At 32.7% G+C, this 17,018-nt stretch carries 7 protein-coding genes; all 7 read right to left on the bottom strand.

The window, feature by feature from the left end; genetic code table 11:
* Window positions 1–137 precede the first annotated feature (137 nt).
* On the bottom strand, window positions 138–569 hold the full coding sequence (locus DK442_RS27065; protein ID WP_109439044.1) for a hypothetical protein: 432 nt from the start codon (window positions 567–569) through the stop codon (window positions 138–140).
* 107 nt (window positions 570–676) lie between these two features.
* Complete coding sequence (locus DK442_RS27060; protein ID WP_235011040.1) at window positions 677–3,043, bottom strand: hypothetical protein; 2,367 nt, start codon at window positions 3,041–3,043, stop codon at window positions 677–679.
* A gap of 74 nt (window positions 3,044–3,117) precedes the next feature.
* Window positions 3,118–4,518, bottom strand: coding sequence for a fibronectin type III domain-containing protein (locus tag DK442_RS27055; protein ID WP_160114387.1), 1,401 nt, complete (start codon window positions 4,516–4,518; stop codon window positions 3,118–3,120).
* Window positions 4,519–4,637: 119 nt separating this feature from the next.
* Window positions 4,638–5,981 (bottom strand): PKD domain-containing protein, encoded by a 1,344-nt coding sequence (locus DK442_RS27050; protein ID WP_109439042.1) that lies wholly within the window; start codon window positions 5,979–5,981, stop codon window positions 4,638–4,640.
* 32 nt (window positions 5,982–6,013) lie between these two features.
* Complete coding sequence (locus tag DK442_RS27045; RefSeq protein ID WP_109439041.1) at window positions 6,014–9,499, bottom strand: T9SS type A sorting domain-containing protein; 3,486 nt, start codon at window positions 9,497–9,499, stop codon at window positions 6,014–6,016.
* Between the two features lie 14 nt (window positions 9,500–9,513).
* A complete protein-coding gene (locus DK442_RS27040) occupies window positions 9,514–11,568 on the bottom strand; it encodes a fibronectin type III domain-containing protein (RefSeq protein WP_109439040.1) in 2,055 nt (684 codons plus the stop codon).
* Window positions 11,569–11,579: 11 nt separating this feature from the next.
* Entirely contained in the window at window positions 11,580–16,673 is a 5,094-nt protein-coding gene (locus DK442_RS27035; RefSeq protein WP_160114386.1) for a hypothetical protein, read from the bottom strand.
* Window positions 16,674–17,018: the final 345 nt, after the last annotated feature.

Genomic DNA, 17,018 nt, shown 5'->3' with positions numbered 1-17,018 from the left:
TTAATTGCAGTATCAAATAAGTTATTGAAACAGGCTTTTGCAATAGCAAAAAGTGGATTGCCTTATGATGAAAATTATATTTCAAGATTAAACTAAAAAGACTTGCTTTTTAACTCAGTTCTTTGTTACATATAGTTTTATTTTATTTCAATTTCAAATAATAAAATTTCATTTTGAGAATCATCTTCTCGATAATAAAATTTCAAAATAGAGCTTTTGTTCTTAAACGCTAAAACTTGTACATCAGTAGTTTTTATATCGAAATCATAATTGCTTTTTAGATTTTCAATTTTTTTGATTTCCATTTCATTTTTAGTCTTGATTGTTAAACTTCCATTGCAATCATGACAAGGAGTATCATCAAAGTATTTTACATTTAATGTGTCAATAGCTCTAATTTTTCCTTTCTTTAAAATGATCTTGGAATTTTTACTAAAAATATCACCTTCTTTTATAAGTTTCCCTCCATTATAAACTTTCCAAAAAGATATAGTGTCCGTAGCAATTTTCAGTTTTGCAAACCCTACTACTGAAAAAAATAAGAATAATAGTGTCAGGTACTTTTTCATTTTTAATCAATTATACACAAGAATTATACAAAGAATATAGTATGGTGTTTTTTTAATATAAAAGGATAGCTATCAGCAATAAAGTTAGATAAAATAGGTATACGATACTAAAGCATTTTGTGAAACCTGTCAGCAAGACGTATTTCTATATATTTTACAATCTCTGTATCAGAACGATCTGTTTGAAACATTTCAAACACTTTAGCAGCGTAATTTTTTTTAAAATTCCTCATTTCTTCTTTGGGATGTTTGATATGCTCAAGTTTAAGATTCCATGATATTAAGGAGTTTAACAGCTCTTTATGAGCTTCATATCTTTTTTGCAATATGGTTTGTTGTATTAAATCTTCTGGATCTTTGTCATCAGCGCTATTAATTTTTGCGCTTAAAATTATGTATTCATCTCTGATTTGTCTATCTATTTGTTGAGCTTCTTCTACCAGTTTTAGATAAGATTCATACAATTTTTGATTATAAAAATCTATAAAATCAAAATAGGAGTCCATTTCCTTAAGATAACTTAAGGCCACTTCTTTATATACTTTTTTATCTTTTTCCTGAGTTTCAATCAACTGATTGGTAAGTGTGCTAAGTCTTTGTTTTTTTCCTTTGATTAGATGAGCAAATCCTTCTTTTTCTGGGATTAAGGTTAAGTTTGGAGTGATCTCTTTAGGAAGTCCTTCAAAAAAATATTGCTTATATCTTATCTTAATAGAATCACTACGATTTCTTTCTTTTCTATTGATTTTAATTTTTGGTTTTTTAAATCCAAAAGCATAGTGATATCCAAAAGTGACTGTAAACTCATTAAAATTATCTTTTTGATCCACAGACTTAAATAATTGTATTGCGTTTAAACTAAAATTGTGCTTTTCGAATGCTACATACCCAAGATTGAGTCTAAAATTAGTGATTTTTGAGTTTCCTGATATTCCGCTGGATTGGTTGTATGATCCTCCCAGGCGAGAGGTTAAGGTTTTATTAAAAAAACGTTTGCCGATGCTTAGCGTTGGCCCCCAAGTCGTAGATTCTTCTCTACCTACAGTATTATAGGTTGCATTGATTGCTGTACTTATCGAAATGTTATTTTTAGGAATATTTATGCTATGCGCACAGCTTAAATTATGAAAACTTGAAACGTCTCCGATTCTTACATTTCCATCCTGCTCATTTGCTACATCATTTAAGACATAATTCACTGCTAGATTTTGAATTGATGTCTTCTTATTAGAAAGTATATAATTCATCGATACAGTAGCGTTCCTGGATAATTGTCTATAGTTTAATTCTTCTACTTGCTCATCTAATACATCAGCATCATTTACATCATCAAACTGATTAGGACGGGTATTGGTATAGGTTGTGAAATTAGAAAATGACCCTGTAAGACTTAATCTTTCTGATAAGGTAGCTTGTGCATTGATTGATCCTATGGTGCGATTTGTACTGTTTGCTTTTGCGTTGTTTAAGTTATCTCTTTGATAACCAATATTTAAAGAAAGTGATAATTTGTTTTTGAAAAATGTGTTAGCAAGGTCAAGGGTTATGTTTTCAAAATCATTATTAAAAAAGTACGCCCCTAATGTTTCATATCCGGGATCGATACGTTCATAACCTATCCCCAGATTGATTGATTTTTGAGTATATCCAAAACGAGTTTTGATCGCATTATGATATTCTGTAGAGATACGATTATTAAAAAAGACTCCTGTAAGAGAAAAGTCATTTGTTTTTAAGGGGGTAGCCCTTATATCTTGTGATATTGCAGTAGAAGCATATTCTGTTTGTAATGTATAGTTTTTTCCCATTTTTATTTCACCTTCAATACTAAGGACTAAATTCTCTTTAGGCAGTATATTTCTGGCCTCTGGGATAAAGTCAATAGAGTTTTCATCATCTTTTGCATAAAAACCTGTAACTCCAAGACTATATTTTCCTTTCTTAAGTTGTGCTTTAATACCATATCCCATACGACTATACGACGGAGTTGTTCTGGGATTACCATCATCATGGATTGCTTTTCGAAGTTCACCGCTCATAGCGTTAATCGTTAGAGATTTTGAAGGAGTTAAATCAACACCTCCTCCTACAAACTGATGACCGTTCATAGTATATGGAGAAAAACTCATATTTACTGTTCCGATATGTGCAGTTACCCATTTGTATGTTGGATGTAGACTAAGTGAATTATATTCGAAAGGGAGTTTGTAATCCAGGTTTTCTCCCTGATTAGAAAAACTATATTCTATAGGCATTGAAAAACTATATATACTTACATTAAGCATTCCTTGAAGAAAATAGGTAAATGGACTTCTACCTGAGTTCTTATTTGCATTATAATATATACTATTAGCAGAGATTTGACCGTTTATTTCGACTGGTTTACTCTTTATAATATTAGTAATAGACTGGTTATCTATATTTTGCGAAAAAGAAAATATAGGAAACATTAAAAATAGGAATATCTTTTTCAAATCGTCACTATTTTTTTATCCCATTTAAATGCACCCATACAAGTGTGTAAAAAGATATCGTCATACTAATGGCACTATTTACTAGTATTGACAACACCATCAATTAATTGGTATTCAGTATTGATTCTGACATTATTAAAGTCAACCATAATTTTTGCATCTCTCATATAAGGTACCGTGATGTATCCCTTGCCGCTAAAAACGCCATTACCACCGCTCACTTCTTCTAAGGTTACATCAAAGTCTCCTGCTGTAAAACCTTTGCCTGGATCTAATGTTGAAAGAGGCTCTTGATTAGTGATTTTTATATCTGGTGCTATACCACAGTTGTAATTAGAAACCATATTATCCACAGCGGCTATACTGGTGGTAAATTCTGAAATTGCTGAATATACATAAGGGCCATTATTTATACATTGCCCTCCAATCCTGTATTCATAAGTAGTACCTGGTTCGAGATCATATATCGTTATTGTACCTACCGTAGTATTTCCTTTGAACCAATCATTTTCTGACCCTTTTTTTCGATATTCAGCTTGGTACTGTATATGATCTGAAACTTCCCAGGTAATACTTTCCTTGGTCATACCTTCTGATTCTGCTAATATATATTTAGGTTCTTCGCAAGTATCGTTATATGTAAAATGATAGATTTCACTATAACCATCATTCTTAAATACAGAAGTTTTACTAATCCCATCGCTTACATAAGCTCTAACTCGCCAGCCGTATGTTTTATTTGGTAAGAGTTGTGTTTCTCCAGGTCCATATAATAATGCTGTGGCACGAGTTGTGGTTTCAAATAGGGGAGGACTTTTTAAAAAGTCGGTTTGTGGATTTGTATTTCGATCCCATAATTCCTTTAGGGTAAATTCATATTCTACGTTGGTTGCATTAAGATGTCTGGGAGTCCATGTGAAAAATATATTTTGCGGGTTCTTGACAACCACTTGTTCTCCTCGTGAAGGCAAATTTAGTAAAGGAGGATCATTAAGTACAAGGTATACTGTAGTACAATCTTTTCTGGATATTTTCTTACCTGATATAATATCATAAACTTCGAAGCAGAAACGATATAAACCCTCGGGTAAAGTAGTGTTGTATTGTTGTGGAGTAATTCCTTGCAAGTTATTCAATTCGAAATAAGGTTGTAAATCGAGATTACCTAATCTTGTCGGAATTCCACCTTCTAAGGTAATTGGAGATGCTCCTGTAACCAGGTCTCTGCTCTGTATAGATAATCCGGCACTATTTTCTATAAACATCTTAAGTCTAACCTGTATAGTAGGTTCGAGAACATCAATTAATACGATATTTAGAAATATTTTGTCTAAAGTAGCAGTACTATAATCTGATAATTTTAAACTATAAGGCGGTATTAACTGTGTAGTAGATTGAACCGGTAATATTTGTGCATATATAGATGTTATTAAAAACAATGATATCACTAAACAAGGTGTGATTTTTTCTTTCATCAGTTCCGTTATTGCTTTTTTTGGGGTTATCCTTCGACTTAGCTCAGTACATGTATAGAATTTGCTATTCAACATTTTCTATTTGTATTATTGTAGTTATGGCTCATATTTTCAGGTGCTTATCTTATTTTTTTCTGTGTTTTTATATCTGCCAGGATGTATGAATTTTCTCCATCTTTTCTGAACTCCTTAATTTTAATAGCCCCTTTTTTACCTTCTTGTGTTTTAAATAGTATAATTCTAGGGGTAGTAGAATTATCAAAATATAGATTGTCATCTGTGTCAATAGTAAGATTTCTAAGTAGCGTATCATCTTTCATTTCATCAAACTGTTTATCTGTTAATGAAGCTGAACAACCACATAATTCTTGTGTATTTATAAATACAGTTGTTTTTGGGTCCCGGATATCGTCAAATGGAGTACCAGATAGTTTGTTAGGGCTTACAAATTGATTTCTTTGATATGTGCTGTTTAATCCATAAAAAACTAAGTCGATTGTTTTGCTAATCTCTGGGGTTATTTGTTGCTTGGTATACACTTCTCGTGTTGAAATACTGAAAAAACTACCTATAGTATTATTTTTATGGGCTGTATTGATTCCCAACTTTACATTTTTAAACTCTCGTAAATTAGTATTCTTATACAATGTAATCCTTTGAGTTGTTGTGTTACTTTCTTTACCGTTAGTGGCTGTAAGGGTAATTTTTTGTTCACCAACGGTATTAAATACTACCTCTATATCTTTGTCTTTTGAAGTGGTGATATCCGCACCTTCAATATTCCATGTATAGTCGGTTGCACTAATCGATGTGTTTTTGAAATTAACTTTTGCGGGTATTTGATAATCATCATCTTCAAAAGCAATGGTGTAATCAAAGTCAGTAATTAGGTATGGTGCTACCTTAATAGATGTGCTTTTTATATAGGTTTCTCTACCATTACTAATCTCTAATGATATGATGTGCTCTCCTGGTTCTTTAAATACGACCTCTCCGGGATCTTGATCAGTAGAACTTGACGGAGTGCCTCCTTCAAATATCCATGTATAGGTATCTGCTCCCTGGGATAAGTTTTTAATAGTATAGGTGGCAGGAGAAAAAGTATTGATCAAGCTAGTGGCCGTAAAATCAATTGTTACCGGGTTGTCAATTTTAATACCTAAGGCTTTGGTGTCTTCAGAACCATCTATATTAGTAGCAGTAAGTGTTATTGTATAGATTCCTTTTGTATTGAATTTAATGATACCCGGGTTTCTATCTATAGATCTTGAAAGATTTGCTCCTTCAAAACGCCACTCATATTGATCTGCCCCTTCTGTTCTATTAAAGAAAATGACACTTACCGGAATAGAATAGTCGTTTTCAAGAACCTTATATTCAAAATCTGCCAGTACAGGTACAGCTTCTTCCTTAAGACAAGACCAAAACAATAGTAAGAGTAGAATATGACCTATTTTTTTCATGTTCTTTTGGGTTCTGTTTTTTTTGAACTAGTCTATTCGATTACAAGTTTTCGCCTTGATGATCCTTGAGGGGTTTCTAGAAGTACTAAATATACTCCCGAAGGAAATGAAACAGAATAGTCTAATAAGAAGTCTGTATTATTTTGTCCTATTTTTTCACTGAGAACAGCTCCAGAGGATAGATTAATGATCTTAACCGAAATATCAGAAGCTTTTTCTAATGCTATTTTAGATTGAAATGCTCCTGTGTTGGGATTAGGAAATAGGATGAATTCTTTTATAAAGCTATCGTTATCAGACGGTTTGTAGGTCTCTATGGCCGGTTGTACTATGATTTTTTTAGCAAAATCTTCAAAACAATCTCCCATGTGAGATCGTAAATTAATTTCATAAGTACCTTCTTTATCAAAGATTACAGTAAGTTCGTTTTTATCTTCTTTAATTATATTAACCTCTTCAGAGATACTCCATTCCACTTTTTCTCCAACTGGATCACTAATATTAATCAGAGTCACTTCCTGATCTACATAAGCTTGTGTAGCGATTAAATAATGGGCATCGATTGCAGTATCAAAAACAACTACTTTAATGGTTGCCTGGTTACTACATCCTAGACCATTGGTTACTGTAGCTGTGTATAATCCAGTTTGATCAATCAGTATTGTACCACTGTTACTTGTAAACCCATTGTTGGCAGACCATGAATAAGTAGCCTTAGGGTCATTGATTGTAACATCCAGAGATAAGGTTTGTCCATCACATAGAGATTTTTTCTCGTTTAAGTTGATGACTATAGGTTCAGGGTCTTTTACAACTTTCTCATAAAATGCTTTACACCCTTTACTATCTGTGACCTGCAAAATATATGTACCCGCTGTTAAGTCTTTTATTTCGGTAGAAGTGTTACCTGTATTCCACAAGTAGCTATATGGAGGGTTGCCTCCTTTTACTGTTATCTGTATACTTCCATTGTTACCTTGATGACAAGTAGGCTCTGTAATATTTATAGGTTGGATTTCTAATCCATTAGGTTGGTCAATGCTAATAATGCCTTCAATTGTGCAGCCTTTACTGTCTGTAACATAAATTGAATGCTTACCTGCTTTTAAGTTATTGGCAAAGGCACTATTTGCTCCGTTGCTCCAATAATAAGAATATGGTGGTGTACCTCCTTTTACTATTGCTCTGGCAGTAGCATCGGCGCCACTAAAGCAACTTATAATAGTTTTTTCAAAAGTGATCTCTAGTTTAGTTGGTTGTGTTAAATACATTGTACTATCTATAGCTGTAGCCAAGATGTATTCTAATTCATCATCACTATTTTTTATAGAAATATAGTTTCCTAATACAATTCCATTTTTATCCGTAATGTTTAGCGCATAATCTCCAAAACTTTGATGATTAATTATACTATCGTTTACTGGTATTTCTGTCCAGACATTATTTATTTTCTTTTTCCAATGATAATAGTATGGAAGCTGATTTCCTTTTTGGTTACGAGGTACATTGATCGTTGGGCTAACAATAGCATCTGTGTTATAACGAACTCCTCCAGTAACATGAGCCACAAGTTCACCATCCTGAAACTGATCTGGAATATTTAAAGGTGGTTCAAAATCCCTACCATTATTATATTCATTATTTATATTACATGAAATAGGATTTACAATTTCAAAAGCTACTTTAATAGGGTTGGGTTGTTTTAAGTTGAATGTTATGTTTTCTTCAAAACAGCCTGTCGTATATGTAGCTTCATTATAATTTTTATCTGTAACCTTTAGTGTATATATGTCGGCTCCAATAGAATGAAGAGTGATTACAGATCCTTCGTCATCGGGCAGAAATTCGGTGTGTACAGTGTTTAGAACAGTTCCTTGTGAATCTTTCCATTCATATGTATATGTTCCATCATCAAAAGGAGTCCCTCCTGTTATTAGATATCTAATTTTACCATCTTCAAAACCAAATGCAGTGGGTTCTTTATAAAACACATTATCCACCTTTAAGGTTGTGGTAGGCTCTTTGATGAAGTTTATTGCAATTATTGCAGAAACATCATCTTTAAGATATCCGTTACAATAGATGTTTCCAACTTTTTTTCGTACCCGAATTTTATAAAGATCAGGTTGAAGATTTTCGACTATGTGACTATCATTATTTTCAAAGTTATACCAACTCAAAAGATTCGTATTACTTACACTTTGAATCGAGTATTGATAAACACCATCACGACCTCCTTCTGCAGTAATGGTAATTTTTCCGTCATTATTATTATCAGGATCATCATCACCATCATTACAGCTAGAATCTTTAATATTAGTGCTAAAAAGAACTTGTGTAGGATCTACAATATTTATCGGATCTTTAGGATCTCTAACTACTGTACTTAGTATCTGGCCTCCGATTGTCATATTTCCTCCTGCAAACTCTATGTTATATTCTCCAGCTTTTACTCCTGTAAATGTATAGCTGTATTTATTATTATCTTGTGTGAAAGAAGTATGAATACCACTGGAATGTATTACGCCTAAACTATTGGTAAGATTGATGGTTAACTTTTCTTGTACTGAATTATTCAGGTTTCTACTAAAGGATATTTTAACTTCACCATCGCCTCTATAACAAATAGGGTCAACAGTTTCAATTTTTGTAACGTGTGGAGCAGATGGATAATAAGTAAAAGATATAGGATTTGAAACTCCGCAACCTGCATCTAATTCTAATCTTACTCTTTTACCATATGCGGCAGGGGTTAAAAATTCTTTTCCTTTTATGCGTAGTACTTTTTTACCATTTTCTACATTGACATATCGCGATGAAATCGATCTATGACGGTCATTACCTACTTTGTATTTCCAATAGTAGGAATAATTCTCTATAAAACTATCAGGAACCGCAACGGTTATATATTCATCATCTCCTAAGTATAAAGGTTCGCTTGGGGTTTTTAATTCTATTATGGGATCAGATTTCACTTCAAGATCTCGCATATAAACATAAGCAGCATGATAGTAAAATATATCTCCATAATTTCTCCCATCCGGACTCCAAAATCCAGTATACCCTTGGGGGTAACACGCTCTATTATATTCTACTTTTATAACATCCATGCCTCTATTCCTAAAATCATCGGTATACCAACTCTGAGGAAAATCATAAATAGCAAACCCTTTACATAAAAGCCTGTCTACAAAATCACTATCTATATGAATTTGAATAGGGAATTGGTCTTTTGTAAATTCATGATCACCGGTATTATACGAGAATACACCCGTTTTTCCATTGGTGCCAACGGTTTTAACCTTCTGGTTGTTTTTATCAAGAAAACGGATTTCTTTAATTCCTTTATCACATACTGTGGTGCCAAAAAACCAAGGGCCATCAGAATAGGATCTGTTTCCCGAAACTGTAAGTTTATAATAAGCTTTATTACCTTCGGTTAAAGTGATACCTTCTTGACCAGATATGTTTGAGATTGTTCCTGTTATAAGTACTAGTAGTATGATTATTTTTCTCATGATGGTGTACGTTGCTAGTAAATGACTTCTACTGTTTCGGTCTGGGGTATTGACCCTTCAAAAATGGTTTTAAGAATATAGGTATAGGTGTTGTCAGGGTTTATCCTTGTATCTACTATTTTATTAATATGTGACGGTATTTGTTTCCATAACATGGGAGCTTCTTTATTTTTAGATCGATACACTAATATTTCTGCTACTTGATCAGGCATTTTTCGCCATGAAAGGGTTATATTTTTTGTTTCTCTATCTGCTATAGCATTAAACCCTTTTATAATATTACTTCTGTGCATCATATTAGCAGTAATAGTTAATGGGGTAGAAGGTTCAGATTTTAATTGGCTATCATCTACTGCAAAGATTGCATATCGATATTTAGTACCCGATTTTATAGTATTATCAGTATAATGTGCAATAGTATCGGTTTCAAAAATGTGTTGCCAATCATTTTCTTCTTCAAGTTCTTTTCTGTATAAATGATGAGAGATCACATCTTCACTACTACTATTGATCCAATGTAAAGAAATTCCTTTTTCTGTAACTTTATAATCTTTAAACACAGGTGGAGTTGGTGCTATTATATCAGGTTTTTTCAACTCTAATTTTTCAGAACGATCTGATTGATTATAGCGCTTATCCAAAGCGATAACTTGATAATAAACTTTTGAATTTAATGTTTCTATGTTTATTGTATCTGTAAAGCTATTTGTAGTGATAAGTTCAGCATTAGAAGGTATCGTATTTTCTTGCTTTAAGTTTGCTCTAAAAACCGTGTATCCCAATATGTCTTTTTCAATATTAGCTTGCCACGATAAATTAACTATCCCCAAAGAATCTATAGTGCCTGTAAGGTCAACCGGCGCATGTGGTGGTATTGAATCTATGGGTTGTACAAAATGCATCAACGAGGTAGCTTTTTGATGACTTATCCCAAGAGCATTAATTTTATAATAATTAGAAGCCTCTACTTTTTGAATTGTTGCGGATCTTGTATGATTGGGAATATTCGTTTTTATTGTGGTGTATGGGCCATCATGTTTTGACGCCCAATCAATTGAAAAACCTTTAATTTGTTTTTCGGCTTCTTTGTCAAATTCCCAATTCAAGAGTACCTGATCAAGAGATTCAACTTTATGAGATACAACTTTAGGAGTAGTTGTGAGTTTTGAGATGCCTTTTGCAGATAATATTTTTGATGGTGGACTTTTTTCTCCAAAGGCAGAAATTCCTATAAGTCTGTAATAATACTTTTTATAATTTTCGGTAATACTATCTGTAAAGAACATTTGTTTATTTAATGATCCTTCATGATTAAAATTGACATATGGGGTATCTCCATTTATTCTATCGAAATTTAAGCCGTCTTCAGATTTTTCAAGGTGATATGCTGTATAAATTGACTTATAGATTTCCTTATCCCATGTTAATGTAATTTTTTTATCTTCTGGTAAAGCAAAAAGATCTATTGGAGCTGGTAATATTTCTTCTTTTTCAACATCTATTAGTTTTAGCCCAGTTTTTATTTTAATTTTTGGAGCTAAACTCTTTACACGATACAGGTATACAACATTTTTTTCAATACTAGTATCCATATATCCTAAACCAGCCATTGTGGCTGCCTCAAAATCCATATCTGCAGACAATAACACATATGAATATTTATTATCAACACTTTTCTTTGTTTTTAGAATATTCTGAATTGGATTTTCTACGGCTTCAATACTGTTTTTACCATATATCAATTGGGCTATAACCAAGGCATAATTATTAGTATCTGCCAATGCTTTAAATTCTTCTAAAGGTTTTGGAGCCACGGTATCAAGTATTTTTTTTTCATAAGACGGAGGCATCAGTTTTCCATTTTTTTTAACTGTAATTCGCTCTATCTCATATCCGTACTTGTTTAATTTCAACCATGCTATAGAAGATGTAGGCCCCCAACGTAACTTAATATGATTGCCTCTTTTAAGAGCCAACACCTTAATCTCAGCAGTTTCTTGCTGAGAAAATAGTAGTTGAGGTACTCCTAAGAATAAAGTAAAAACTAAATATATCGTTATTTTTTTCATCTTAAAATTAACTAATACTCAAATTCAAACATTGCATATGACTTGCGAATACCTCCAGGCAATACATAACTAAGACGTGTTTTGTATTTACCTTCTCTCATAAATCCAAATCTATTATCAAGAAATTGTAGCGCATTATCTCCTCCACTCAAAACACCATCATGATAGTCATTGCTAATGCGAACCATGATATCTTCATAATCATCTCTATACGCTTTTGGTAACATGTATTTGTAAGGAAAGCTTCTTAGACGCCACTCTGTATCTGTATTGTTTTTTAAACTAGCGAGATAATTTGTTCTTACAGAAATTGCTTTTGAAGGTGCAATGCCAAGAACATTAGTATCACGACTAAAACTATACTTTCCTGCAATTGGATAATTATTATATAAGAGGGGAGCAATATCTTTTTTAAAATACTCATCTTCCAAAGTAGAATTAGCTATTATTAAAGGTTTATTGCCAGAGTATTTAGTTCCTTCTAATTCTAAGACATCGAACCCTTCTTCATGAGCTGCTATGGTAGATGATAAATAAACTGCATCAACATATACTTTACCTACAAAATTGTTATTAATATTGATGGACTGCATTTTGTTTCGGAACGTGTTATAATTACTAGAGCTAAAATCATAGGTCAATCGTTCAATCTCACTATCTTCTCTAACAACTGCTTGTGCTTTATTTTTTCTAACATTAATAGCTGTGCCTTCACTATTATAATTATTTACACTATAATCATTACCTGAAAACCCTTGACTGGTATTTACATTCGTTTTAGGCGCACTGACCATCTTGATAGTGTAGTCTGTTTTCTTTTCAACCTTAGGGATATTGTAAGACAATTGATTACTGGTATTATTGTATTGAAGTTGAGTTTCTTTTGTAGTATTTGTTACTACATTAATGTATTTTACATTAGTTTCCCATTGCGAATTTTCAAATAAATAATCTTGTCCTTTTTTAAGTTTTAAGTATCCGGTCGGGTGTTCATTTCTATAAAACAATTTTTGACCTACCACTGGATAAGCGTATTCTATATTCTCTAAAGGAATATAACTTGGTGCATCTCCTGTTGTGAAATTTATATTTCTCTCTTCAACATACTCTTCTCCATTTACCTTAAATGTGCGAAAAATGCCATCAATTTTTTCTTGTAAAACAACTTCTACTTTAGCTTTAAGTTCTTGATTAGGAGGTAATATATCCATCGACTCAAAAGTTACTCTATCATTTTCTGGATTCCATTTTTGTTCCCCCAAAATCTTATTTCCATTACTATCTGTAATCGTAAATGTTTTGACTTTTATTTTATATGTCTTTATTTCATCATTTGTATTTGGTAACTCTATAGGTGTATTAGCAGCCATAGTCAATGCTAATTGGGGTGATGTAAACACGTCTATATTTGTATCTTTATCTGAAGGAGTGAAATCTGATATTATTTCTATATTTAATCCATTATCCGGGACTGGATTACATACCTCTCCATATTGTATATCTTCATTAACTTTTATTTTAACCATTCCTCCTAACAAGCTAAGATTTGCCGCAAATCTAGCTTGAAACCAAAACGGATTTGGGCCTCCCATCCTTCCTAAAAATGCACCACCACCTTTTATAATTGGAAATCTTCTATAATCCCCAAAGAATTTGAAACCTATTCCTAATTCTCCTTGCATATAGGCATAAAATTGTCCTGTAGCATAAAAACCATTACTACCTATTGGAGATATACCATTACAGGTCATCGTGTTATTATATTTTTTTATCATTGCATCAAATCCGATTCCGGCTGTAAATCGTGCATATAAAGGGCCAAAGTTTAAATTCCCTGTATCGAATTCTAACCCAACCCCAAACGCGGCCCCTTGACCGGCAGAAATACTATGATCATTTCTATTTTGTTCGGCTTCCAAAGTTCTAAGTTTATCTCCCAAAATATTGGCTACTCTGTATGGAGGTGGAGTAGCCTTAGGAAGATTTTGTCCCATCATGGCATAACCACCAATATCCACTCTTAAATCACCAAACCCAGCAGAAAACCCATTCCTATTTACAGGATTACCTAGATGCGCATACCATTCATCTTTATTAATTATCATAATACCTTCACCCGCTTTTTTTGCTCGACCTTTTCCAATAATTATACCTTTTGCTATATCTACATATATGTCTAAATACGAGTAAAATGCGCTATTTTGAAAATCAATTTGACCTATAATGTATGCATCTACACCATCAGCATCTGGCATAGACTGGATATCATTAGATTCGGTACCCGTTTCTTCTTGAGCTATTTTTTCTGATAGTGATCGATCATCTCTAATTTCGCCTTTAGTGACACGATCATACTGTTCTCTAACCGGTTTTGATTCTATTTGTGTTCGCATTTCATAAATAGGTTTACCACTAGAATTTGTCATAAGGTTTCCATCTTCATCTTTTTTCTGGATTTTCTTTCCATTCTCATCTCTTTTAACAACTTTCAATCCTTTGTCTTTTTTAACAGTATTGTTGCCATCTGCGTCTTTTTCATAGACTTGTTTAGATAGCTTCTTTTTAAAAGGAAAATTTGGATTATCCACTTTATTTAATCCTCTAAGTTGTCCTACAAGTGAAATACTATTGATGCCTCCTGATTTATTAATATTCAGTTCTAATCCAGCACCTGCCCTTAAAAACTCCTTTTTTATAGAATATCCAAATAGCATCATTTTAAATCCAAAAGATCCAGGGGAGGGTTCATAAGAAAATCCTGAAGGAGATACTTTTGCACTAGCATAGCTAGGATCCATTCTACGTCTCATATTGTTATAAAACCCTATACTGAAACCATTCAACATTAAATTAGGCGCCACGTTGATTCCCACTGGTAGCTCTACTGAGCCATCTGCAAACCAATAAGAAGCAACATCATCTCTTGAAAAAATAAGTTTTGTTTTAATTCGAATATTCGTCTCGCTATTATCTTCATCTTCATCCTCGCCAGCAGATTCAGAAGTGGATTTAAAATCCCATTTTCCTTCGGCATCAACTGCCACAGCATTGCCATAAACCGGATCATCATATAATACTCTGCCAATTCCTTTAAATTTCAACTTAAATATTCTACCCTTGACAGCAATTTTTGCAACTCGTAAAGCTTTATATTTATATTGCACCTCACTATCTTCGGTGATTACACTCTCTGAAACAATATCGAGGCTACCCATGGCTTGAATAAGTAATGATTCTTTACGTGCTTCCTTTTTACGTATAGTATCTTTGGCTCTTCGATTCGACAATTCAAAACTAATATCAAATCCAAGAATATCTTCATTCTTTTCGGGATTGGTTTTATAGGTAATTCCATCTAATAATACTTGCATCCCTTTAGTTCCAAAAGACAACCCTTCGGTATACCCAAAGTATTTGATATCCATATACTTTTTGGTAGTTTTCATTTTAAGTCCTTTGAAGGTGATCCCATGAAATCGAACCATATCAGTCTCATCTTCGGTTTTTCCTAGATCTGTATCATATGAATATGTTGCATTTTCTGAAGCTTCTCTCTGTCTTTTTGAAGAAATAATGGTAGTCATTATTCCATTTAGATTGGTCTCTGGTCTAAAATTAACATTGCCTGCATCATCTTTTTCTACCGGCATTTTTATATAAGATCCTGCTCTCATTTTTACTGAAGCCAAAAATGCAGGAATTTTCATTTCATTGAGCGCCGTTATATTGGTACTATATTCGTCATCAGAAATCATTCCTTCATATTCTAAAAGAGAAGTATCTTTATCTTCAGGCAAAATACCATTATCATCATTATATGAAGTAAAATCTATTTCACTAGTGTTTCTACTTAAATCCTCAAAAATAGGAAGACGCATTCCTCCTGAAAATTTAGACTCTACAATGCTATTGTTTAGTAACTCTAAACTAATTTCTGAAACAGACATGGACCAACCTACAGGTTCTGAAGTGATGCCATCTTCTATAGAAATTACATTTTCTGCAAAAAAATTGCCAGAAACACCGTTGTTGTCAATCACAAGATCAGTTGCATCAAAATACACCCTATCATTAGCTTGTATACTTTGTTTTGATTTAAATACTTTAGGCAATCCTATTTGTAAAGATTTGATATGAATACCTCTCCATGTATTTTCGTCTGGTAGTAATACACCTTGATCTTGATATTGTTGTGGAAAAGTGATGCCTTCTGGATTTCTACCGTCACTAAAATCAAAAATAGCTTCATTACTGGTAAACATAAATCGATCTTCCTGATTAGCTAATACAAAAGGAGGGAGGTCAATATCTACGATTAAATCATTCCAAGATGCGGCCGTAGTGGTAAAAGTTCCACTTACCCTATCGGTTTCATTTTGTGTTAGTTGTCCGTTAGATTGCACTGGGATTAATAAACTTCGAGAAATGTGAACTTCACCATCAATACTCATTCCCGTTATTCCATTACAATCTATAGATACATATGATGTGTTTTGTGTCGTAGCGTTAGTATAGTGTGGGCTACCTTTTAAGGATAATACCCAATTTGATACATGAAAAGCAATTTGTGTATTCCCTAATAATATAAGATTTGCGTTTCCTGTTGTATTGCTATTACCAATAAGACCTCCTTGCTTAGACAGTTTTACGTTATCGGCTCCAAAAAAAAGCTCGATAGGTTTTCCATCTTTGTCAGATTGAGGTAATACTACTTTCACAAAGACTTTAAAGACAGTTTCTATTCCGAATTGAGCTTCTGCGAATGCTAATTGGTATTCGACTTCATTTACAATCTGCTTTATTCCTGCCGGTAACATCAATCCATTATTATTTGAAAATGAAGAGATCCAATTTTCTGAATCCTCAATTTTTTCGAATATAGATTGTGCTTCAGCTATAGCACTTTCAACTTCAATAGAGGTTGGAGATTTTTTATTGAACTTGTCAACGTAAACTTCTTCAGTTTTATTTTTTAGACTTTCATTTTGTATAGTATTCTTTAGAGATAAAGAATCTGAATCATTAAAGTTGTCGCGACTCTCAACTATAAAACACGATAAACAACTTAGCAATAAGGACAAGAGTTTAGTCTTTTTTGTAAGCACTTTTGGGGTATTTAGGTTGATGATTAGTGATGTTTTTTTCAGTTGATGAAAGTAAAATTCTTGTCGATAAACTCTATGTTTTTTTCATTATCATATGTTAATGTTTGTATTACTTCCTTATTAATTTTTCAAAAACATAAATCATACTTAATAAAAAGTTTTACTTTAAGAAACTCTTTCGAATCTCCTGATTTTACATTCAATCTTCCTTTGATAATCTTATAGAGGATTTGTTTTATTAAAATATAACCTTTAATGATTTTAGTTTTTTAATAACTTTTTGTTAACATGTAATAAAAAGACGAATTTCTACTTCTAGCCTGTGAAAGAAGTAAATCCCAATTC

This window comes from Aquimarina sp. AU119 (genome assembly GCF_900312735.1).
Taxonomy (GTDB): Bacteria; Bacteroidota; Bacteroidia; order Flavobacteriales; family Flavobacteriaceae; genus Aquimarina; species Aquimarina algiphila.
The sequence above is the reverse complement of the archived record's forward strand: the minus strand, read 5'-3'. Positions and strand labels throughout refer to the sequence as shown.

What these genes read in the sequence shown, in the direction of transcription:
- DK442_RS27065 (WP_109439044.1), bottom strand. Translation starts at nt 569, where the DNA reads ATGAAAAAGTACCTGACACTATTATTCTTATTTTTTTCAGTAGTAGGG.
- DK442_RS27055 (WP_160114387.1), bottom strand. Translation starts at nt 4,518, where the DNA reads ATGAAAGAAAAAATCACACCTTGTTTAGTGATATCATTGTTTTTAATA.
- DK442_RS27050 (WP_109439042.1), bottom strand. Translation starts at nt 5,981, where the DNA reads ATGAAAAAAATAGGTCATATTCTACTCTTACTATTGTTTTGGTCTTGT.
- DK442_RS27045 (WP_109439041.1), bottom strand. Translation starts at nt 9,499, where the DNA reads ATGAGAAAAATAATCATACTACTAGTACTTATAACAGGAACAATCTCA.
- DK442_RS27040 (WP_109439040.1), bottom strand. Translation starts at nt 11,568, where the DNA reads ATGAAAAAAATAACGATATATTTAGTTTTTACTTTATTCTTAGGAGTA.